The sequence below is a fragment of the Halarcobacter sp. genome (assembly GCF_963676935.1).
Lineage (GTDB): Bacteria > Campylobacterota > Campylobacteria > Campylobacterales > Arcobacteraceae > Halarcobacter.
Genome location: NZ_OY781470.1, coordinates 2330511 through 2353953, shown reverse-complemented (window position 1 = coordinate 2353953; position 23443 = coordinate 2330511). Strand labels below are relative to the sequence as shown.

17 protein-coding genes are annotated in these 23443 nt (G+C 27.0%); 16 read left to right on the top strand and 1 reads right to left on the bottom strand.

What is annotated here, in order from left to right:
• Positions 1–59: 59 nt before the first annotated feature.
• The 13 genes from ACKU4C_RS11540 to ACKU4C_RS11480 all read left to right on the top strand — a co-directional run bounded on the left by ACKU4C_RS11540 (position 60) and on the right by ACKU4C_RS11480 (position 15752).
• Positions 60–2810 (top strand): transporter substrate-binding domain-containing protein, encoded by a 2751-nt coding sequence (locus ACKU4C_RS11540; RefSeq protein ID WP_321312137.1) that lies wholly within the window; start codon positions 60–62, stop codon positions 2808–2810.
• Positions 2811–3000: 190 nt separating this feature from the next.
• Positions 3001–5124: a methyl-accepting chemotaxis protein gene (locus tag ACKU4C_RS11535; protein ID WP_321312136.1), complete on the top strand. Its 2124-nt coding sequence runs from the start codon at positions 3001–3003 to the stop codon at positions 5122–5124.
• 157 nt (positions 5125–5281) lie between these two features.
• The gene (locus ACKU4C_RS11530) at positions 5282–5941 is read left to right on the top strand and encodes a class I SAM-dependent methyltransferase (protein ID WP_321312135.1); all 660 of its coding nucleotides are present in this window, start codon (positions 5282–5284) and stop codon (positions 5939–5941) included.
• Between the two features lie 11 nt (positions 5942–5952).
• On the top strand, positions 5953–6438 hold the full coding sequence (locus ACKU4C_RS11525) for a hypothetical protein (protein ID WP_321312133.1): 486 nt from the start codon (positions 5953–5955) through the stop codon (positions 6436–6438).
• Positions 6431–6619 carry a YwbE family protein gene (locus tag ACKU4C_RS11520; protein WP_321312131.1) on the top strand — a complete coding sequence of 63 codons (189 nt, stop codon included), beginning with the start codon at positions 6431–6433 and terminating at the stop codon, positions 6617–6619. Before ACKU4C_RS11525 ends, ACKU4C_RS11520 begins: the two co-directional genes overlap by 8 nt.
• Positions 6619–7065: a YaiI/YqxD family protein gene (locus tag ACKU4C_RS11515; protein WP_321312127.1), complete on the top strand. Its 447-nt coding sequence runs from the start codon at positions 6619–6621 to the stop codon at positions 7063–7065. Before ACKU4C_RS11520 ends, ACKU4C_RS11515 begins: the two co-directional genes overlap by 1 nt.
• A gap of 109 nt (positions 7066–7174) precedes the next feature.
• The gene (locus ACKU4C_RS11510) at positions 7175–7990 is read left to right on the top strand and encodes a DUF234 domain-containing protein (RefSeq protein WP_321312125.1); all 816 of its coding nucleotides are present in this window, start codon (positions 7175–7177) and stop codon (positions 7988–7990) included.
• Between the two features lie 422 nt (positions 7991–8412).
• Complete coding sequence (rpsL, locus tag ACKU4C_RS11505) at positions 8413–8787, top strand: 30S ribosomal protein S12 (protein ID WP_138153294.1); 375 nt, start codon at positions 8413–8415, stop codon at positions 8785–8787.
• Positions 8788–8803: 16 nt separating this feature from the next.
• The gene (rpsG, locus tag ACKU4C_RS11500; RefSeq protein ID WP_321312121.1) at positions 8804–9271 is read left to right on the top strand and encodes a 30S ribosomal protein S7; all 468 of its coding nucleotides are present in this window, start codon (positions 8804–8806) and stop codon (positions 9269–9271) included.
• A gap of 15 nt (positions 9272–9286) precedes the next feature.
• Complete coding sequence (gene fusA / locus ACKU4C_RS11495) at positions 9287–11395, top strand: elongation factor G (RefSeq protein ID WP_321312119.1); 2109 nt, start codon at positions 9287–9289, stop codon at positions 11393–11395.
• A gap of 126 nt (positions 11396–11521) precedes the next feature.
• Positions 11522–13333: a hypothetical protein gene (locus ACKU4C_RS11490; protein ID WP_321312118.1), complete on the top strand. Its 1812-nt coding sequence runs from the start codon at positions 11522–11524 to the stop codon at positions 13331–13333.
• Positions 13334–13340: 7 nt separating this feature from the next.
• The gene (locus ACKU4C_RS11485) at positions 13341–14210 is read left to right on the top strand and encodes an NAD(+)/NADH kinase (protein WP_321312116.1); all 870 of its coding nucleotides are present in this window, start codon (positions 13341–13343) and stop codon (positions 14208–14210) included.
• A complete protein-coding gene (locus tag ACKU4C_RS11480; protein WP_321312113.1) occupies positions 14211–15752 on the top strand; it encodes an AAA family ATPase in 1542 nt (513 codons plus the stop codon). It abuts the gene before it with no gap.
• On the opposite strand, the gene ACKU4C_RS11475 is transcribed toward ACKU4C_RS11480, so the two are convergent.
• Entirely contained in the window at positions 15749–17677 is a 1929-nt protein-coding gene (locus ACKU4C_RS11475; protein ID WP_321312111.1) for an ankyrin repeat domain-containing protein, read from the bottom strand. The genes ACKU4C_RS11480 and ACKU4C_RS11475 overlap by 4 nt on opposite strands.
• 138 nt (positions 17678–17815) lie before the next feature.
• Between ACKU4C_RS11475 and ACKU4C_RS11470 the strand changes: the two genes are divergently transcribed.
• The 3 genes from ACKU4C_RS11470 (at position 17816) to ACKU4C_RS11460 (ending at position 23430) form a co-directional block, all read left to right on the top strand.
• A complete protein-coding gene (locus ACKU4C_RS11470) occupies positions 17816–20710 on the top strand; it encodes a cache domain-containing protein (RefSeq protein ID WP_321312110.1) in 2895 nt (964 codons plus the stop codon).
• Between the two features lie 107 nt (positions 20711–20817).
• The gene (locus tag ACKU4C_RS11465) at positions 20818–22125 is read left to right on the top strand and encodes a peptidase U32 family protein (RefSeq protein ID WP_321312108.1); all 1308 of its coding nucleotides are present in this window, start codon (positions 20818–20820) and stop codon (positions 22123–22125) included.
• Complete coding sequence (locus ACKU4C_RS11460; RefSeq protein WP_321312106.1) at positions 22126–23430, top strand: hypothetical protein; 1305 nt, start codon at positions 22126–22128, stop codon at positions 23428–23430.
• The last annotated feature ends 13 nt before the right edge of the window (positions 23431–23443 follow it).

Here is a 23443-nt window from a genome sequence, read left to right as displayed (position 1 = left end):
AAATTATAATTAAAGCCATTATAAAAGTTATTTTTTATAATTAAAATTGAGGATATGTCATGAATAAAATTATATTAATTTTATCACTTTGCACTACATTGCTTTTCTCAAATGATATATATACTAAAATAGATCCTAATGTAAAAAAATTTTTAACTAATAGTGAAATAAATTATATAAAAAATAAAAAAACAATTATTGCTTCTAATGAATTTAATTATGAGCCTATGGATTTTGTAGTATCAGGAGTTCCTGCAGGATACTCTATAGATTTATTGAATATTTTAGCCAAAAGTTTAGGTTTAAAAGTTGAATACAAAACTATGTCATGGACAAAGCTTATAGAAAGTTTGCATAGTGGAGAAATTGATTTAATGCATACAATATATAAAAATAAAAAAAGAGAAAAATTTTTTGATTTTTCTTATGCTTATTTAGTTGGAGAAAATGCATATATAATTAGAAAAAATAGTGAACATATAAAAAAAGTAGAGGATCTATTTGGCAAAAAAGTAGCTGTATCTAAAGGTTGGTTGGAAGAGTTATTTTTAAATAAATATCCAAAAATAAAAAAAGTATATTTTAAAGATTTAAAACAAAAGCTTAATGCTCTTTCTATGGGGGAGGTTGACGTAGTATTAAATGATAGAAATATTGCAAATTACTATATGAAGAAATATGGGTATTCTAATTTAAAAATCTCAAATCAGATAATACAAAATGATGAAAAAGAATTAGATAAGTACTATTTCGCAGCATTAAAAGAAGAATCAATATTAATCTCTATATTAAATAAAGCATATATAAATTTAGATATTAAAACATTGGAAAAAATACAAGAAAAATGGTTTGGTACAAAAAAAGATTCACAATTGATTTTTACAATTAATGAACAAAACTATTTAGATACAAGAGAAAAAATAAAAATGTGTATACTCCCTGGGTTAACAACTTTTAGTGATATTAAAGATGGTAAAGCTACAGGTATAGTTTCAGATATTTTAAAGGAGATAAAAAATAATACAAATTTAAGTTTTGAAATTGTTGAAAGTAAAAATTTCAAAGAGACTTTTAATAATTTGAAAGAAAAAAGATGTGATTTTCTCCCTTCTGTTGAGTATTCAGAAAAAAATAGTGAAGATTTTAAATTGACTCAACCTTTTTTAGAAATACCATATGTTGCTGTAGGTAAATCAGATAAAAAGTTTTTTTCAGATTTATCTGAACTAGAAGGTAAAAAAATATCAGTGGTAGCTTATACTTCTTTGATAAAAGAGTTAAAAGAAAAATATCCCTCTATAGAAATTATTCCAGTAGATAGTGTAGAAGAGGGTTTGGATTTGGTAAAAAATGGAAAAGTTTATATCTATTTGACTTTATATCCTATAGCTAAATTTCAAATTGCAAAACAATCTTATGATGGTTTAAAGATAATTGGAAGATTAGTTAAACCATTGCAAATAAGTATAGCCTCACAAAAAGGTGATGAAGTTTTAGCTTCAATATTACAAAAAACTATAAAAATGGTTTCTCCTACAAAATTGAATTCTATAGTTAATAGTTGGACAGCAGTAAAAGTTGAAAAAGTTTTTAATTATAATTTTGTATTTAAGATTTTAGCAGCAATGTTATTATTAATAGCCTTAGGAGTTTGGAGATATTTAGTTTTAAAAAGGACAAATAAAGAGATAAAAAGTATCAATTTTTTATTATCAAAATCACGAAAACAATTAAGAAAACAAAAAGAGGAGTTTGAGGCTATATTTAGATATAGCAAAGATGGTATTGCTATTTTAGATTTAGACTTAAATATTTTAGATTTAAATTTGGCATATTTAAATATTTTAGCTTATCCCAAAAATGAATTATTACAAAAAAACTTTTTAGACTTTGTTATTGATAATCAAAAAGATAATATGAGAAGAATATTTAAAAAAGTTTTAAAAAAGGGTCATTTTGATAATTTCGAAAAAACATTTATAGGAAAAGATAATAAGAAAATTTCTATCAATCTTTCTCTAACTTTATTATCAGATAAAAATAGGATATTAATTACTGCAAAAGATGTTACTTCAATCAAGTTATTGGAGTCTCAATCTAAATTAGCATCTATGGGGGAAATGATAGGGAATATTGCTCACCAATGGAGACAACCTTTAAGTATAATAACTACTAGTGCCAGTGGAATGGCATTAAAAATTGATTTAGAACAAGAGATAAAAAATGAAGAGATTCAAAATTTTTCTGAACAAATTATAGAACAAGCAGAATACTTATCTAAAACTATTGATGATTTTAGAAATTTTATAAAAGTGGATATTCATAAGCAACCAGTAAGTGTAAAAGATGCATTAAATAGTGCATTAGTTTTAACATTAGCTGCAGTAAAAGGAAACTATATTGAGGTTATAAAAGAGTTTGAAGATGATTTGATTATAAAAGGAAATAAAAATGAATTAAGTCAAGCCTTTATAAATATTATTAATAATGCAAAAGACAAGTTAAAAGAGTTAAATCAAAATGATTCAAAAAGATATCTTTTTTTATCTACTAAAAGGACAAATGGAAATATTTTAGAGATTAAAATTTTAGATAATGGTGGTGGTATAAATAAAAATATAATAAATAGAGTATTTGAACCTTATTTTACTACAAAACATCAATCGGTTGGAACGGGACTTGGATTATCGATGAGTGATAAGATTATTAGGGAAAGACATCACGGAATAATTGAAGTTAAAAATGAAGAGTTTATATATGAAGGAGAAAAATATTGTGGAGCTGCATTTATAGTTAGATTTAAAAGTTGATTAGAGTAAATTATTTAAAAGCCAAGTAACTTTAATTTAGCAACTTTAAATATAAAAGGTGTCACTTTTATTATCACTTTTTTTGAAAATATAATTAACAAGCAATAACTTTACATATTTTTAAGTTTTGACATATTTCTGACATTTTAATAATATATCATTAATTATGAATATTTAAAAAGGGGAACTGATGAAACTGTCTAGTATAAAATCAAAACTTTTAATACTTTTATTTATAAGTATTTCATGTTCATTCCTAATATTGGGATTTTATAATACATCAAATAAATTTGATGCAGAATATGCTTTAGTTGAACACGATCAACTTTCAGTTGCAAAAGAAACATCAAAGTTTATAAATGATTATTTAGAATCAAAAATGCAAGTGGTATCTTCAGTTGTTGAGATGATAAAAAATGAAAATTTAACAATTGATAATAAAGTTTTAGTAGATCAATTGATGCTTGGAAAAAAATCAGGAAATTTCGCAAGTATGTATCTTGGATTAGAAGATAGTGGAGATTTAATTAAATTTAATGGTACCTTAAAAAGTATTGCAACAATGAATTATGATGCTAGACTTAGACCTTGGTATAAAAAATCAAAAAAAATAAAAGGAAAAGGGGTAACTGAACCTTTTGTTGATAATACAACAAAAAAACTAGTTATAACAGTTTTTGCTCCTTATAAGGTTGATGGAAAATTAATAGGTGTTGTTGGAGCAAATATTTTCTTAGATACGGTTGTAAATGAGATATTAAATTTAGATGTGGGTGAAACAGGATTAGCTTATCTTTTATCAAATGATGGGACAGTTTTAATTCATAAAGATAAAAAATTGTTAAAAAAACCAAGTAAACTTTTTAAACAAATAAAAACTACAGAAAATGATAAGTTTGCAGAAACAGAAGAGAATGGAGTTTCAAAACTTGTATCATATAGTAAAGTTCCTTTTTCCTCTTGGTATTTAGTAGTAGAAATTGAAAAAGATATTATCTTTAAAGAGATAAAAAAAGATATTTATAAAGAGATTGTACTTTATGTAGCTCTTTTGATTATCATTTTAGTAATGATCTATTTTTTACTAAGAAAACTTCTAAATCCTTTAAAAACACTTGAAGATGGTCTTAATGGTTTTTTTGTTTATTTAAAAGGTGATACAAACCATGTTTCGAAACTTAATATTAATACAGATGATGAGTTTGGAAATATGGCAAAAAAAATTGATACAGAGATTGAAAGTGTAAAAACAAATATTGACAAAGATAGAGTTTTAATAGAAGATGTAAAAAATGTAGTAAATAAGATTCAAGCTGGTAGATTAGATGTAAAAGTGGAAAAACAATCTTCTAATAAATCTTTAAATGAATTAAAAGATATATTAAATGATATGATTGAAACAATTAGCAATAATGTTAATAGTGATATCAATACAATATTAAGTTCATTGGAAGAGTATTCAAAATTTAATTTTGTAGAAAATGTTCCTAATGCAAATGGTAAAGTATCTCAAGGCTTAAATAGTTTATGTGATATTATTAATAAAATGTTACAAGAAAATTATAATTTAGGACAAGTTTTAGAAAAAAATGCAAAACAACTTTCAGAGAATGTAAATATCTTAAATAAATCATCAAATGAAACTGCAGCTTCACTTGAAGAAACATCTGCTTCACTTGAAGAGATAACATCAACCATAATTGAGACTACTCAAAATATATCTAAAATGGTAAATTATTCAAATAGTTTACTCTCTTCAATCAATGATGGTCAAAAATTAGCAAAAATTACAGTTGAATCTATGAATGAAATAAATGAACAAACAACAGCTATTGCAGAATCAATTACTGTAATTGACCAAATCGCATTCCAAACAAATATACTTTCTTTAAATGCAGCAGTAGAAGCAGCTACAGCAGGAGAAGCAGGGAAAGGTTTTGCAGTTGTTGCACAAGAGGTTAGAAATCTAGCTTCAAGATCTGCTGAAGCTGCAAAAGAGATTAAAGAGTTAGTTGAAAATGCAACAGTAAAAACAAATACAGGTAAGAAAAATGCAGACCAGATGATTAATGGTTATAGTTTATTAAATGAAAATATCAATAAAACAACTGAACTTATTTCTCAAATTGAAAGTGCTTCAAATGAACAAAAACAAGGTATTGAACAGATAAATGATGCAGTTGCAAAACTTGATTCTAGAACTCAAGAAAATGCAAATGTTGCAAATCATACACATCAAATATCAATAGATACTTCAAATATTGCACAAAATATAATTGATAATGTAAGTACTAAAAAGTTTAGAAAAGAGTAAAGAAGAGCTTCCCCTCTTCTTTATTTAAAAAAAGTCAAGGAACTTTAAGTTAGTAAGTATATAATGAAAAAAACTTTAATTAATATCTTCTGCTTTCTTTAATCTTCAAAGACTAATTTGACTTTATTTATTGATTAGATAAATAAAGGAATTAAAAATGTCAACAGTTCGTGTAAAGTATAAAACTTATGAATTTGATAAAATGGATATACATCTAAAAACACTTAGGGATAAACAAGAGTATGATAGTGATAATGAACAAGAGTTAAATGAATATGGAATATCTTCTGCTACTTGGTCTTTGTTTGGTGTTGTTTGGCCCGCATCAAGTGTCTTGGCTCATTATATGAAAGATTATGATATAAAAAGTAAAAGAATCTTAGAGGTTGGTTGTGGAATAGGGCTTTCAAGTCACCTATTAAATAAAAGAAAAGCAGATATAACAGCTACAGATTATCATCCTGAAGTAGAAACTTTTTTAAATGATAATACAAATCTTAATAATTTAGATAAAATACCATTTGAAAGAACCAGTTGGAGTGATGAAGATGACTCTTTAGGGAAATTTGATTTAATTATTGGAAGTGATATTTTATATGAAAGATGGCATATAGAAGAGTTATCATCTTTTATAAATAAACACGCAAATAAGTTATGTGAAATTATAATTTCTGATCCAGGTAGAGGTAATCATTCAAAGTTTAGTAAGAGTATGGAAACTTTAGGATTTGACTTTGTTCAGTTTAAGCCTAAAAAAACTGAAGAGTATTTGAAAAAAGCTTTCAAAGGTCAATTGATAAAATATACAAGAAAATAAAATGGAGATTTATGGATTTTAATAAACTAGATGTATCAATAAAAGAAGAGATTAGTTCTTGTTTTGATAATTATAGCAATGTTTTAGGTGGGAAAAACCCTTTTTTAAAAATGATTGAAGATATTAGAGAGATTAAGCCTAATCCTTTATTAAATAAAACTGGAACTTTTCATACATCAAATGTAAAAGTGACACTAAATAAAGTTATGTACAAAGATACATATACAGCACTTTTTGAAGCAATTAGAAGAGAAGAAAAGAATGGTGATATGCTAAATGGCACAAGTCCAAAAGAGTATAAAACTACAATGAATATGATGAGAACTTTAAAATCAGTAACAATCACTTTTGAATCAAAAGAGAATGAAAATGAAACTTTTTCATTTCCTATTTTAGATACTAGCGAAGAGAAAAAAACTAAAACAACTTTTGTTTTTAAAGCAATCTTTTTTTATAACCTAAATGAAGCAAAAAAGGCATTAAACTATAATGCATAGGAAAAGATTCAATATAAAACAAGGGATGAAAGTTAATATTGTCTTAAAACAAGACCAACGTACGGGTAAACTAACTCAAGGAATAGTTAAAAATATATTAACAAATTCCCCTACACATCCCCATGGGATAAAAGTTAGACTTCAAGATGGTCAAGTTGGGCGAGTTCAAGAGATATTATAATGACACTTTATATAGATGGTGATGCATTTCCAAATCTTCTAAAGCCTGTAGTTTTGAGAGCGATTGAAAGAACTTTTCTTACAACACAAGTTATCTCAAATAAAAAAATCAATATAGGAAAAAGCTCTTTTATAAACTATGATATAGTTGAGCAAGGGGCAGATGAAGCAGATAATAAAATTGTTGAACTCTTAGAAGAGGGTGATTTAGTTATAACTGCTGATATACCATTAGCAAATAGAGTTATTGAAAAAAAAGCTCACGCAATAGACCATAGAGGTGAGCTTTATACAGAAGATAATATAAAACAATACTTAGCAATAAGAAATTTAATGCAAGAGATAAGAGATAGTGGAGAGATAACAAAAGGTCCGAAACCTTTTTCTCAAAATGATGTTCAAAGTTTTGCTAACTGCTTTAATGCTTTTTTACAAAAATATCTATAGAATTTTATGTTATACTTTAAAAAAATAAAAAGGTTTTCCCATCATACAAAATGACAAAACACTAAAAGAACAGTTTCAAATATTTTGTGAAACTAATAAACCAAAAGATATGCAAACAGCTTTAAACTATTTTGCTGTATTTGGTGGTCTTGATGTAAAAATAGATATAACAAAACCATTAAGAACACTAATAATAAGACATATTTTAGATGAATATTATGAGATTCAAGATAGCATCTCTAAGCTTACAAAAAATAGTGCCCCATATCATAAGATATTAACAGGGATAGCTTTAGGTGATAGAAGAGTAAATTCAGCTTTTAAAAGAGCAGATATTGAATATGATGAGGGGATAAAAAGTCTTTATGAGTTGGAAGAGTTAAATATAATTCAAACAGAAACCTCAATGGACTTTTTAACAAATCAATTTGAAGAAAATGAAGTTGCAGATAAACTACTTTTTACCGCACCATTTTTAAGATTTTGGTTCGCTTTTGTTTCACCTTTATATAGAGGGATAGCAAGAGAAGATTATGATGAATGTTTTGATAGATTTAATAATTATCAAAATGAGTTTATGAATTTGGTTTTTGAACAACTTTGTCATGAATATGTAAAAACAATCTTTAGTGAAGATGAGCTAGAAGATATAGGAAGATATTGGGATGAAGATGATAATCAAATAGACCTATTGGCTCAAACTCAAAGTGGAAAAATCATAATAGGTTCATGTAGATATACAAACTCAAAGATGAAAAAAACAGAACTTACAAGATTAAAAGAGTTGTGTGAGAGTTTAGATATTGTACCTGATGAGGTAATGTTATTTTCAAAATCAGGGTTTACAAATGAAGTAAAAGAGCAAAAAGGTCAAGGTCTTAGACTTTTTACAGTTAAAAGTTTAAAAGGACTTTTGATAGTTTAAATTATAAAAAATAAAAATTACTAGCCAAAATAAAACATGAGTTGACTTTTTGTAACTCAAGCGAAACCCAATAAAACTATAATTTTATACGCTCTAAGAAGCGTATGAGATTTTTTAATTTCTAAAACTATGTTTTGTCCTCAAATTTAGCCTTATATAATAAATAGTATTCTCATTTGCTAAATATTAATATAAGGCATATTTAAGACTAAATTAAGTATAATCCAAAACTTTTTTAGAAAACTACTCAACGTTTCTCTAGAATGGTAGTATCGTTTTGATTATGACTCTTGTCATATGTCATGGCGTCATTGGGACGTAACGAGAAGCATGAGCCGCTTTAAAGCTCAAACCACGTAGTAGAGAATCTATATTGATTCAAATTTATATTAGACTCTCTATAAAATAAATAAAGGGAAAGAATGCCTACAATCAATCAGCTTGTAAGAAAAGAGCGAAAAAAGGTGATTAAAAAATCTAAATCACCAGCATTAGAAAAATGTCCACAAAGAAGAGGTGTATGTACAAGAGTATATACAACAACTCCTAAAAAACCTAACTCGGCTTTAAGAAAAGTTGCAAAAGTTAGATTAACTACAGGTTTTGAAGTTATTTCATATATCGGTGGTGAGGGTCATAACCTTCAAGAACACTCTATCGTGTTAGTTAGAGGGGGAAGAGTTAAGGATTTACCTGGGGTTAAGTATCACATCGTTAGAGGTGCATTAGATACAGCTGGTGTTGCAAACAGAACTGTTGCAAGATCTAAATATGGTACTAAAAGACCTAAGAAATAAGTAGAAGGATAAGAGAATGAGAAGAAGAAAAGCTCCTGTTAGAGAAGTAATGGCAGATCCTATCTACAATAGTAAAGTGATCACAAAATTTATTAATACTGTAATGTTAGATGGTAAAAAATCTGCAGCACAAAAAATTATGTATGGTGCAATTGCAAACTTAGACGGTAGAGGTGAAGAAGCTGGTATCGATTTATTTGAAAAAGCAATTGAAAATGTTAAACCACTTTTAGAAGTAAAATCTAGAAGAGTTGGTGGTGCTACATACCAAGTTCCAGTTGAAGTAAGAGCTGTAAGAAGACAAACTTTAGCACTTAGATGGTTAGTAGATGCTGCTAGAAAAAGAAACGAAAGAACTATGGTAGAGAGATTAGCAAACGAGTTATTCGAAGCTGCTAACGACAGAGGTGCTGCATTCAAGAAAAAAGAAGATATGCACAGAATGGCTGAAGCAAATAAAGCATTTGCTCACTACAGATGGTAATAGGAAACTAATAAAATGGCAAGAAAAACACCACTTAATAGAGTTAGAAATATTGGTATTGCTGCACACATTGATGCTGGTAAAACAACAACTACAGAAAGAATTTTATTCTATACTGGTGTATCTCACAAAATTGGTGAGGTTCACGACGGTGCAGCTACAATGGACTGGATGGAGCAAGAGCAAGAAAGAGGTATTACAATTACTTCTGCTGCTACTACTTGTCACTGGCCACACCCAAAAACAAAAGAAGATTTACAAATTAACATAATCGACACTCCAGGACACGTTGACTTCACTATTGAAGTTGAAAGATCTATGAGAGTTCTTGATGGTGCTGTTGCAGTATTCTGTTCAGTTGGTGGGGTTCAACCACAATCTGAAACAGTTTGGAGACAAGCAAACAAATATAGAGTACCAAGAATGATTTTTGTTAACAAAATGGACAGAACTGGTGCAGATTTCTATATGGTTGAAAAACAAGTTTCTGAAAGATTAAAAGCTAATCCAGTTCCAATTCAATTACCAATTGGTGCTGAAGAAAACTTCCAAGGTGTAGTTGATTTAGTTCAAATGAAAGCTATCGTTTGGGATGAAGATGCTGCAATGGGTTCTCATTACCATGTAGAAGATATTCCAGCTGACATGATGGATAAAGCAGAAGAGTATAGAGAAAAAATGATTGAGGCTGCTGCTGAGTCTTCAGAAGAGTTAATGGAAAAATACTTCGAAGAGGGTGAATTATCTGAAGAAGAAATCGTTGCTGGATTAAAAGCTGGTTGTTTAGCTATGTCTATTACTCCAATGACTTGTGGTACTGCATTTAAAAACAAAGGTGTTCAAACTTTACTTGACGCTGTTGCAATGTATTTACCAGCTCCAACTGAGGTTGCAGATATTAGAGGTGAAACTCAAGATGGTGAAGCTGTAATTGTACCTTCTTCTGATGATGGTGAAGTTGCTGCATTAGCATTTAAAATTATGACTGACCCATTTGTTGGTCAATTAACATTTACAAGAGTTTATAGAGGACAGTTACAATCTGGTACTTATGTAATGAACTCTACAAAAATGAAAAAAGAAAGAATCGGTAGATTACTTAAAATGCACTCTAACAATAGAGAAGAAGTAAGTGAGTTATATGCTGGTGAAATCGGTGCAGTTGTTGGTCTTAAATCAACTATCACAGGTGATACTTTAGCATCTGAAAAAGATCCAGTTATCTTAGAAAGAATGGAATTCCCAGAACCAGTTATCTCAGTTGCAGTTGAGCCAAAAACAAAAGCTGATCAAGAGAAAATGGGTATTGCATTAGGTAAACTTGCTGAAGAAGATCCATCATTTAGAGTTGCTACAGATGAAGAATCTGGTCAAACTATTATCTCAGGAATGGGTGAGTTACACCTTGAAATTCTTGTAGACAGAATGAAAAGAGAATTCAAAGTTGAAGCAGAAGTTGGTGCTCCTCAAGTTGCATACAGAGAAACAATTAAAAATGCAGTTAACCAAGAGTACAAATATGCTAAACAATCTGGTGGTAAAGGTCAATACGGTCACGTATACTTAAAAATTGAGCCATTAGAATCTGGTAGCGAAGATAACTTTATTTTCAACAATGAAATTAAAGGTGGGGTTGTACCAAAAGAGTATATTCCTGCAGTTCAAAAAGGTTGTGAAGAAGCTATGGCTGGTGGTATCCTTGCTGGATATCCAATGGTTGATATTGCTGTTACACTTTATGATGGTTCTTACCATGATGTGGATTCATCTGAGATGGCATTTAAACTTGCTGCTTCTATGGGATTCAAACAAGGTTGTAGAAGTGATGCTGCACAAGCAGTTATCCTTGAGCCAATCATGAAAGTTGAAATTGAAACTCCTGAAGATTATATGGGAGATGTTATCGGTGACGTTAACAAAAGAAGAGGACAAGTTCAATCTATGGATGACAGAGCTGGTGTTAAACTAGTTACTGCAATGATTCCATTATCTGAAATGTTCGGTTACTCTACAGACTTAAGATCTATGTCTCAAGGTAGAGCAACTTATTCTATGCTTTTTGATTCATATTTAGAAGTTCCTAAAAATGTTTCTGAAGAGATTATCAAAAAGAGAAATGGTTAATATTTACTAATAAATATTAACTTTTTTAAAAAGCCTCACTAGAAATAGTGGGGCTTTTTTATTTTAAATCCTTTTTTAAATTATTATTTGCTAAAATCTTCAAATATCAATTGATAAGAGAGCTTAATGCAAATCGTAAAAATTCTACTAATATCTTTTCTTTTTTCTATTATTTTATTAGCATCAACAAAAGACAATATTATATATGTAGAAAATTTAGATAGTAGTGAGTTGAGTTTAAAAGATGAATTCTCAAATAAGAATTCAAATAAATATACTATTGTTTTAGCTACAATAGATACAAACAATATTGACCCAATTGATTTTTTTAAAAAAAACAATATTAGAAATGCATTATCTTATAATAATTCAGAGACTAGCACTTATTCAAAAATATTTTTAGGGGTATATGATAGTTTTGAAGCTGCAAAAATAGCAATCAATAATCTTAATGAAAATCTTAAAAGAAATAAACCTTATGCTGTAAAAATCTCAACTTTACAAAAAAAATACCAAAAAAATAGTTCTAAAAAAGTACAAGTAGATAAAAAAATTGAAGAGACAAAAGAATCTATTTTCATCTCAAATTCTGATGAATCTAAAAAATTAAAAAAAGAGTTTTTTGACAAAGATTCTGATTATTACTCTATTGCTGTAGCTTCAATTGCCTTGAAAAAGGATGCAGTTAAAAACTTTTTTGAAAACAACAATATTGAAGATAAAGCATTAGCACATGTATATGGAAAAAATAAAGATAAAGTAAGAATTATATATGGTTTGTATAAAACTAGAGCTGAGGCTATTGAAGCTATAAAAGAGTTTAATGATAATTTAAAACTTAATAAACCTTTTTCTATGAAAATGGAAAAGTTTCAAAGTTTTTATAATAAAAATGTTTCTAAAAATAAAGATAAATCAATTGTTGAATTAAAAGTTAATGATACAAATAAAAAAGAGGTTGCAAGTAAACCTAAACTTAGTGATGATATTAAAATTGTAAAAAATGAAAAGATAGTGAAACCAAGGATAATTAAAGAGCTTAAAAAAGAGATAAAGAAAGCAAAAAAAGAAAATAAACAAAAAGATAAAATAAAAAATAGTGTAAAAAAGATTAAGAAAAAAAAGATAGAACCAAAAATCGAAAAGAAAGAGAATAAATTTTTAAAAGTTACAAGATTAGATGATGTATATTTTATTGAAAGTGATGGAAACTTTAATATTTTAAGTGAAGTATTTTTAAATGAAAATAGTTCTTTTTATACAATTGATTTAGGTGAATTAGATTTATTAAATTCATCAATTGAACAATATTATTTAAGTATTGGCTTAAAAGATAACTCTTTAGCATATAAATATGGGGATAAAAAAGAGTTCGCAAGGATAATTTATGGAGCATACGAATCAAAAGATGAAGCAAATAATGCTATAACAAAATTAAATATTCCAAAAAAAGATTTAAGAGTTAGTAATATTAAAAATCATCAAAAACTTTATAAGACATTTCATAAGGATATTAAAAAAGAACAAATTCTTCCTGTCAAAAAAAACATTTCAAAAGATATTTTATATATTGAAAATGGCAAAGAAAATTTTTTAAAAGATGAGTTCTTTAACAGAGATTCTCAAAAATACACAATAACATTGATAACTTTTGAAAAAAAAGATATAGATTTAGTAACATATTTAGAAGAAAATCAACTTAAGAATAATATTCTTATTTATTCAATAGGTTCTAATAATGATTATTATAGACTCTTTTACAAAGTTTTTGATAGTTTTAATGAGGCTAAGATGGAAATAGAGAATTTAGATTATAATTTAAAGAAAAATCAACCTTATATCTCTAGAATCACAACTAATCAAAACAAGTTTGAAAGTTATAACAACAGAAAAATAGAAGATTATAAAGATAATATAGAAAAAATAGATATTAGATAGGAATTTAGTGAAACTTACAACTAGTAATGAAAAACTTAACTCTATAAAAAAAGCAGGAATTATATTAAAGCCTGAATCTCCTGAAATAAAAGATGAATATTTAAAAATCAAAAATTGTTTCAATAAATATGGTATTGAATTAATTCTAGAAAAAAATAGTGCAAAAATGATAGGTCTAGATGAGGGACTTATCCTAAAAGATTTATGTAAAGATGTGGATTTTCTAATCTCAATTGGAGGTGATGGTACTTTATTGTCTGTAGTTCGAAACTCTTTTGAATTTAACCTTCCAATTCTTGGAATACATATGGGTACATTAGGTTTTTTAACTGATGTATTAGTTGAAGAGTTGGATCTATTTTTAAATGATTTCAATAAAGGTAATTATAAAATCGATAATAGAATGATGGTAGAGTGCCATGTAGACAACAAATGTTTTGTAGCTTTTAATGATATAGTAATATCAAGAAAAACTGTATCTTCTATGATAAAAATAAAATCAAAAATTAATGGTATCTCTTTTAACTCTTATCATGGTGATGGAGTAATTATCTCAACTCCAACAGGTTCAACCGCATATAATCTTTCAGTTGGAGGTCCTATTGTTTATCCTCTTACTGAAGCTTTTATTATCACACCAGTTGCATCTCATTCTTTAACACAAAGGCCTTTAGTTATGCCTGCTGATATTGAGATAGAATTTAAAATAAAAGATGCTCAAGGGGCTGTATTGTTAATTGATGGTCAAGATAGTTATGAGGTTGATGATGGAACAGTAATAAAATTTACAATTGCAAATAAAAAAGCTAAATTAATACATAAAACAAAAAGAAACTTTTTTGAAGTATTAAATGATAAATTAGGTTGGGGAAATTAATTGATAAATAGAATATATTTAAAAGATTTTTTATCTTTTCAAGAGGTTGATTTAGAGTTAGATAAAGGACTTGTTGTTTTTACAGGACCATCAGGGGCTGGTAAATCAGTTTTAATGCAATCAATACTTTCATTATTTGCAATAACAGAACCAAAAGCCTCTTTAGGTGAAGTTACACTTTTGGATTTAGATATTGAAGATGAAGCTTTTGATATTCAAAAGGGTGATGAAATAGTTATCAAAGAGATAAAAAAAGATAAAGCTAGATATTTTTTAAATGCTCAAACAATTTCGAAAAAAAATTTAAACAATTTTTCAAAGCGTTTAATAAAACATTTGCATCTAAAAGATACAAGTGATTTTGAATCATCAAAATTGATTAATTTTCTTGATACTGTTTGCATAAAAGAAAAAAAAGATTTTAAAGAGTTAAAGTTTAATTTTGATGAAAATATTCAAAAACTTTTTACTATAGAAAAAGAGCTTGAAAAAATAAAAGAGGATGAAAAAAACCTTGAAGACTTAAAAGAGTTTGCTAAATTTGAAATAGAAAAAATAGAAAATATAAATCCACAAGTTGATGAATATGAAGAGCTTAATGAACTTAAAAAAAGATTATCAAAAAAAGAAAAAATACAAGAAGTTATAGAGCAAGCAAATCCTATTTTTAATTATACCTCTTCTGTAAATTCAGCATTAAATCTATTAGATGAAGACTCGACTTTTTTTGATGAAGCTATAAATGAACTTAATAATATTTTTGAAAAATTTAATGACTCTTTATATGAATTGGAAGAGTTAGATATTGAAAATGTTTTAGATAGAATAGAAAAACTTTCATCTTTGCAAAAAAGATTTGGCTCTATAAAAGAGGCATTAGAATATAAAGAAGAAAAGAAAAAAGAGTTAGAATCTTATGAAAATATCTCATTTGAAAAATCTATTTTAGAAAAAAATTTAAAAAAGCTTTCTATAGAAGTAATAGAACAAGCAAAAAAGATTAGTTCTTTTAGAAAAGAGTATAGTAAAACTTTAGAAAAAAGAATCAATCATTATTTAGAGTATTTATATCTTTCAAATGCAAAAATACATTTTGTTGATAAAAAGTTAGATAAAACAGGTATCGATGAGATTATATTTGAACTAAATGGAGTAAATCTTGATACCATAAGTTCAGGGGAATTTAACAGACTAAGACTAGCTTTGTTAACTTCAATTAGTGAGTTTGATATAATAGGAAATGGAATTTTATTTTTAGATGAAATCGATGCCAATTTAAGTGGTAAAGAAAGCTCTGCAATAGCAAAAGTTTTAAATAAATTATCTCAAAACTATCAGATTTTTGCTATCTCTCATCAACCACAACTAACTTCAACAGCTGATATTCACTTTTTGGTGGATAAAAAAGATGGAAAATCTACAGTAAAAAAACTTGATGAAAATTCAAGAATTGATGAAATAGCAAGAATGATAAGTGGTGAGGATATTACAGATGATGCTTACAGTTTTGCAAAAAATTTATTAGAAGAAAAGAGAGTTTAACTCTCTACTTCAAACTCTTTTTTCATATTGTTAATTAAAACTTTTATTTTTTCTTTTTGATTTTTTGTTCTTGCATTATCAATTAAAGGTTTTAAATTCTTATGAAACTTCTTTAAAAAATTAATGATATATTTAGTCTTTTTGTATGGATTATTTATATGGGCATTTAGTTCAATAAGTTCTAACACCATATCAGTGTATCCTAAAAAAGCAGCATAATTTATAGGTAAAACTCCAAATTTATCAGGTTCATTTATTAAATTTTTATTGTATGCATGAATAAGTTTAAATAGTTTGATATTGTTTTTCCACACTGTGTTGTGTAAAATATGTCTTCCTCTATTGTCAATTGCATTGATATCTGCACCTGAGTGTAAAATCATCTTTACAACAGTTGGATCAGCTTTTAAAATTGCTTTATGTAGTGTAATTCCACCAAAAGAATCTTTAGCATTTACATTTGCTCCCATCATAATTATAGAATGTAAAATATTATAGTATATCTTTAACTCACTCTCTTTTTTCACATTTTCTTTTTCTGACATATATTTATATATTATATTATTGCCGTTTATATCAGGTTGATTAATATCTGCTCCATATTTTATTAGAAGTTTTACAATATCTAATGCACCATATCTTACTGCATCAAAGAAATATGGTTCATCTTTAGAGTTTAAAGCAGTTAAGTTTGTATCTGTATTAACTAATAAGCTTTCAAGCATAGCTAAATAATCATTCTCATAGTTAAGTGATCTTTTTTCTATAGTTTTTACTTTTTTAAAGTCTCTTGTAATCAAACTAGCATCAATAAAAGTTTCAATAATTGTTTTATTGTCTTTATTTTTTATATTAGGATTTATTCCATAATCAAAAAACAAATATATAGTCTCTAAATAATCGGGTCCTTTGGTAATTATAGAAGAAAGTGCATTTTCATTGTCGTTATTTAAAATATTGATATCTACATCATTATCTAAAAGAGTTTTTAAAACGTCAAGATTTTTATGCTTAGCTGCATAGGATAAAATTGTTTCATTTTTATTATTACATTGAGTTGTTTTAATCCCTTTATATAAAATAATAGGTATTAGTTCAATTAAGTCATTTATTCTATTCTTTTCAATTTCGTTCTCTTTTTCATCTGAGTTATTATGGGAATTTTCTAATTGTGTAATATATTCAATTAAATGCAAAAGTATATTGTCTCCATTATTATCCACACAATTAATATCTAATCCTTTTTCTAAAAGTTCTAAAAAAATATTTTCACAATTGATCCCATTTTCAATTACATAAAATAAGATGTTTCTATTTTTTTCATCATAAATATCAAGTGATTGAAATCTTTTAATTGTTTTTTCTAATACGTTGATGTTTGTATATGTAGATTTATAAAAAAGTATATCTTGGGGAATATTGAATTTAGAATCTACAAAAAGATCATCCATTACATTTAAATTTTCTGCTTTAATAGCTGTATGCAGTAAAGTATAGTTTTTTTTATTTCTTCTATTTATATCTTTTACAAGTGGTTTTAAAATTTTGTAGATAGAAAAGTAGTTGTTGTATACTGCAAATTCTATGGCTGTATTTCCACTATAACTTTCACAATCAACATCAGCTCCAGCTTTTATTAGTTCTTCAACAGCATCTAAATAACCATATTTACAAGCAAGCATTAAAGGAGTAATCCCTTTGATATCTTGTTCATTAAGATTTAGCTTTTGTTTTATTAACCATTTGACTGATTCAATTTTATTTTCTATAATAATTTTATGTAAAAAATTTTCTTGATTTTGATTTATATGATGAATATTTACATCTTTTAACATTGAGTCAACAACACTCTCTTTTAAACTGTCATTTTTTAATTCTTCTAGTAAGTCATCAATTGTATTTTTTTTAAATAATTTACTAATCATACAAATCCTTTGGGAATAGGTCATATTTTAACATAAAAATAAGAAAGAGAAAATAATAGTAAATAATCACTATATAATATTGACTTTAGCATTTATACAGTATATAATATATACAAAATAATCAACTGGAGTTATTTAATGTTCAAAAATCTATCAATAAAAGCTAAGGTTTTATTAATATCACTATTAGCTATAGTTATTGTTTCAATTTCGATATCTTTTGAATCAATATATTCGATAAATAAACTTTCGAAAGAGAAAATTGAGAAATTCAAAGAGGAATCTTATTTAAATAAAGAAAAAGAGTTAAAAAACTATGTTTCATTAGCTTTAGAAACTGTTAAATCTTATTATGACAGAACAGCTATAGATAAGATAAAAATTGAAGTTCAAGAAGATTTAAAAGCACAAGCAAAATTCTTATTTTCAATTCTAGAACATGAATATAAAGAGAATAAAAATATATTAAGTGATGCAGATTTAAAAAAGAGGCTTATTGGTATTATTAATGGGACAAGATATGGTAATAATGGATATTTTTGGGTAAATGATTTAGATGCAAATATTGTTGTTCATCCAATTAAACCACAGTTAAATGGAAAAGATTTATCAAATTTCAAAGACAAAGGTGGGAAAAAAATATTTGTTGAATTTGCTAATGTTGCAAAAAAAGACAAAGAGGGGTTTGTTGATTATGTATGGCCAAAACCTGGCTTTGAAGATCCTCAACCAAAAGTTTCATTTGTTAAATTATTTGAACCTTACGGTTGGGTAATTGGAACAGGTGAATATGTATCAGATGTTTCAGCTAGTTTAAAAGCAGAAGCACTAAAATCAATCTCAGCTATGAGATATGGAAAAAGTGGTTATTTTTGGATAAATGATTCTCATCCAAAAATGATTATGCACCCTATAAAGCCAGCTTTAGATGGAAAAGATATATCAAAAGTAAAAGATCCTACAGGAAAATTCTTATTTAATGAAATGGTTGAGATTTCAAAAACAGATAAAAAAGGTGGTTTAGTTGAGTATATGTGGGAAAAACCTGGGAAAGATGAACCTCAGAAAAAATTCTCTTATGTAACAAAATTTGAGCCATGGGATTGGATTATAGGTACAGGTGCTTATGTTGATGATATAGAAGAAAATATTCTTAAAATGCAAGAACAAACAAATCAAGAGATTAGAGAAGTAGTAATTTTTGTATTAGTTTATACACTTATCTCTGGTTTAGTTGTATTAGGGATTTTTTCATTTTTAGTAAAAAGAACTATTATTAGACCGTTAGAAGATTTAAATGAAGCTATTGAAACTGTAGCATCTGGTTCTTCAAACAATAATCAAATAGATAAAAAATCAGATGATGAGATAGGAAAAGTTGTAGATAGCTTTAATGCTTATATTAAAAAGCTTCAAGATGGTTTTGAGGAAGATGCAAAGGTTATAGAAGAAGTAGAAGATGTAATTCGAAAAGTAAATAATGGTTTTTATGTGTATAAAGTAGAAAAAACTTCTTCAAATCCACTTGTAATGCAATTAAAAGATTCAATAAATACAATGATTAGTGGAACAAATCAAAAATTAGAAGAGATTAATAAAATACTTCTTGAATATGGTAATTCTAATTTTGATTATAAAGCAGAAGGGGTAGATCATAGTAGTTCAAATGGTATTGTTGGTTCTATTTATACAAGTACAAGACTTCTTGGGGGAACTATTTCTGAATTTTTAGCAATGATTACTAGTACAGGAGAGAAATTAGATGGTGATACAGGTGTTTTATCATCTTCATCTACAAAACTTTCTACATCTGCAAATGAACAAGCAGCATCATTAGAAGAAACTGCTGCAGCAGTTGAAGAGATTACTTCTATTATTAAATCAAGTAATGAAAAAGTGAATAGAATGTCAGTACTTGCAAATGACTTAAGTAAATCTGCTACCGATGGAGAAAGTTTAGCTTCTAAAACTACTCAAGCTATGGAAGATATAGATCAACAGGTAAATGCAATTAATGAAGCTATTACAGTAATAGACCAAATAGCATTCCAAACAAATATTTTATCACTTAATGCAGCAGTAGAAGCAGCAACAGCAGGTGAAGCTGGAAAAGGTTTTGCTGTTGTTGCACAAGAGGTAAGAAACCTTGCAGCTAGATCTGCCGAGGCAGCTAAAGAGATTAAAGATTTAGTTGAAAGTGCTACAACAAAAGCAAATGAAGGTAAGGTCATTGCTGATAATATGATATCTGGATATGGAGATTTAAATAATAAAGTTGGTGAAACAATTAGTCTTATTACTGATGTTACAACTGCTAGTAAAGAGCAAGAAAGTGGTATTATTCAAATTAATGATGCTGTTAATTCACTTGATAGAGCAACTCAAGTTAATGCTTTTTCTGCAACACAAATTAGTAATCTAGCTAATGAAGTATCTAAATTATCTACAAATCTTTTAGATATTGCTGATAGGGCAAAATTTAATAAAAATAAAAAATCAGAAATTTGTGATATTGATTTAGTTTTTAAAATCACTGAATTAAAAAATGATCATGTAGTGTTTAAAAACAATAACTTTTCTAAAGTAGGAACTTATGAATCTTGGAGTGTTACTTCTGCTAAAGAGTGTAATTTTGGTAAATGGATTTTAGAACAAGAGAGTAAAGGAGTTGATTTTACAAAATCTTCAACTTGGGCAAATATGAAAGAATATCATGAAAAAATTCATGAATCTGTAGCTTTATATATTGAATTAAATGCAAAAAGAGCAGCTAATTCAGAACTTGAAAAGGTTTCAAGAGACTTAGAGATTTTTACAAGTAAATTATTTAGTATTATGGATAATATAAAAGTGGAAAGATGTAAATTGTTTAAAGAAGAAGAAACAATAAGTGAACATAAACAAAAACAAGAACAAGAACTTCCAGATAAAATAACTCCTGTAAAAAAAGAGATTACAAAAAAACCTGCAGTAAAAAATGAGTCTAAAGCTATTGTTCAACAAGATAGCGATGATGAATGGGAAAGCTTTTAAGAAGCTTTTCTATTCAAACTAAACTTTTCTTAATAAAATTTAATTAACTTTTAACAAAATCTTTTTTATAAAAAAATTTGATATAATTGCGATTTTAAAGGAATAAAATGGATAATAAAAAAGTAGAACTACTTTCACCTGCCGGAAACTTAGAAAAATTAAAAATTGCTTTTAAATTCGGTGCTGATGCTGTATATGGTGGAGTTAGTCATTTTAGCTTAAGAATCAGAAGTGGAAAAGAATTTACCTATGAAACGTTTAAAGAGGGTATTGATTATGCACACTCTAAAGGTAAAAAAGTTTATGCAACAATAAATGGATTTCCCTTTAACTCTCAAATTGATTTATTAAAAAAACATATTATACAGATGGCTAAATTAGAGCCTGATGCTTTAATTGTTGCAGCACCTGGTGTTGTTAGACTTTGTAGAGAGTTAGCTCCAAATATACCAATACATCTTTCAACACAAGCCAATGTAATGAATTATTTAGATGCACAAGTTTATTACGATATGGGTGTTAGAAGAATTATTGCTGCAAGGGAAATTTCATTAAAAGATGTAAAAGAGATAAAAAAACATCTTCCTGATATGGAGATTGAAATATTTGTACATGGTTCAATGTGTTTTGCTTATAGTGGTAGATGTTTAGTTAGTGCTGTTCAAATGGGAAGAGTTCCAAATAGAGGTTCTTGTGCAAATGATTGTAGGTTTGAATACACTTTATATGCTGCAAATGAGGATCATAGTACTTTATTTAGACTTGAAGAGGAACCAGGTGTGGGAACATATATTTTCAATGCAAAAGATATGAATCTTGCATCACATTTAGATGAGATATTAGAGTCAGGTGCAGTTGATTCTGTAAAAATTGAAGGTAGAACTAAGTCTCCATATTATGCTGCTGTTACAGCATATGCATATAGATCTGCAATTGATGATTTTTACGCAAATAAATTTGAATCAGAAAAATATCAAACTGAGTTAGCAACTACAAAAAATAGAGGTTTTACTGATGCTTATTTAGTTCATAGACCTTTTGAAAAAAATGACACACAAAACCATGAATACGCTTTAAGCAAAGGTAGTTTTGAAGTAAGTGGATTAGTTACAGAAGATGAAGAACATTTTATGTGTAAATATAAAACTTATCCAAATGAAGAAACAGAAATTTTTGCCCCATTGGATTCTACTATTGAAGAAGTTGATAATGAGATAGGGAAAATTTATAAAAAAGAAGATGGTAAATATTATATTAGTTTCAAGAAAATTCTTACAGAAACAAATAAAGAATTAGAATCAGTTCATAGTGGGAATACTAATAAAATTAAACTTCCAGGGAAACTTCCTTATTTAACTATGTTAAGAATTGAAAATATTGAAGAAAATTGTTCTACAGGTGGTTGTGGCAATTAAATGGTAATATTTAGGTCGACAGAAAATATAAATATTAAAACAACTGATGGAACTTTAATAAGTTATTCTAAGTTAAAGAATCCATCAAATCTATTTAATGAAAATATTTATATTACTTCTTTAGAGGATTTTGAAGATTTAAAAAGAGTTTTTACTAATGTAGGAAAAAAATACAAAGCAAAAACAATTGAAGAATCAAAAATAAGATATTTAAGCCAGTTTCCAAAAGAGTTAGGTATCTCAAATCTAAATGAATTTGCAATAACGCAAAGTCTAGATTTTAAATATAAAAAATTTAATCTTTTAGAATCTAGTAACGATATTCAATCTTTATATTTAAATGAAAATAAAACCAATATAGATAAACAAATAGAAGGCATATTAAAAGAGGAGATTTCAATAGTAATTTTAGGAAACCCAGGTCTTACTATTTCTGAGATGATATGTGCATCTACTGCCCTTAGACTTTTATATGAAAAATTGAAAAAAAGATTTAGAAGTGTTAAAATCGATATATATTTAAATGCTTCAGAAAACAAATATTTTTCGAGAGATAAAGCAATATTTTCTAATCAATCTTTTATTCATAGAGTAACAGCTTTATCAATAAATGTAAAAAAAATTTGTGAATATGATTTTTTTATAGATGTAAGTTCTGTATCTAAAAGAAGTTATTATGCACAGTTACCTCATATTGATGCATGGCTATACAAATTTGGAATGGACTATAACTCAATCCCTAATGAGAAAAAATACAATAATATTAGTTTAGAATATTATAAACCAAAAAATGAATTGAAAGAAAAATTCCAAACGCTAAAATCAAAAGGAAAACTACTACTTTTTCATCCCTTTTCTGCTAATATTTCTAAGTCTATTCCAAAAGAGATTGCAGCTTCATTATTAAAAGAACTTATGGTAAAACTTCCAGATTATACAATTGTTTCTGTATTAAAAATAGATACAAAAATAGATGAAGATAGGTTTGTTGATTTATCAATGTATTCAAATGGATTTTTAGATTTTGCATATATTATCTCAAATATGTCAAATGTACTTACAGTCAATACTTCAACTTATCATATAGCAGAAGCATTTTTTATACCTACTATTGTTATCTTTACTGACTCAAATAAAAAAGAAACTCCACACAATTATGATTGTGCAAAAGCGATATATGTAAAAGATAAGTCAAAAAATTTTAGTCAATTTATATTTAAAAATGATTCACTGATTTTACATAAGTTTGAAGGCTGGAATAGGCTGAATTCTTCGAAGATTATTAAATTGTTAGAAAATTTTTGATATAATATCTACC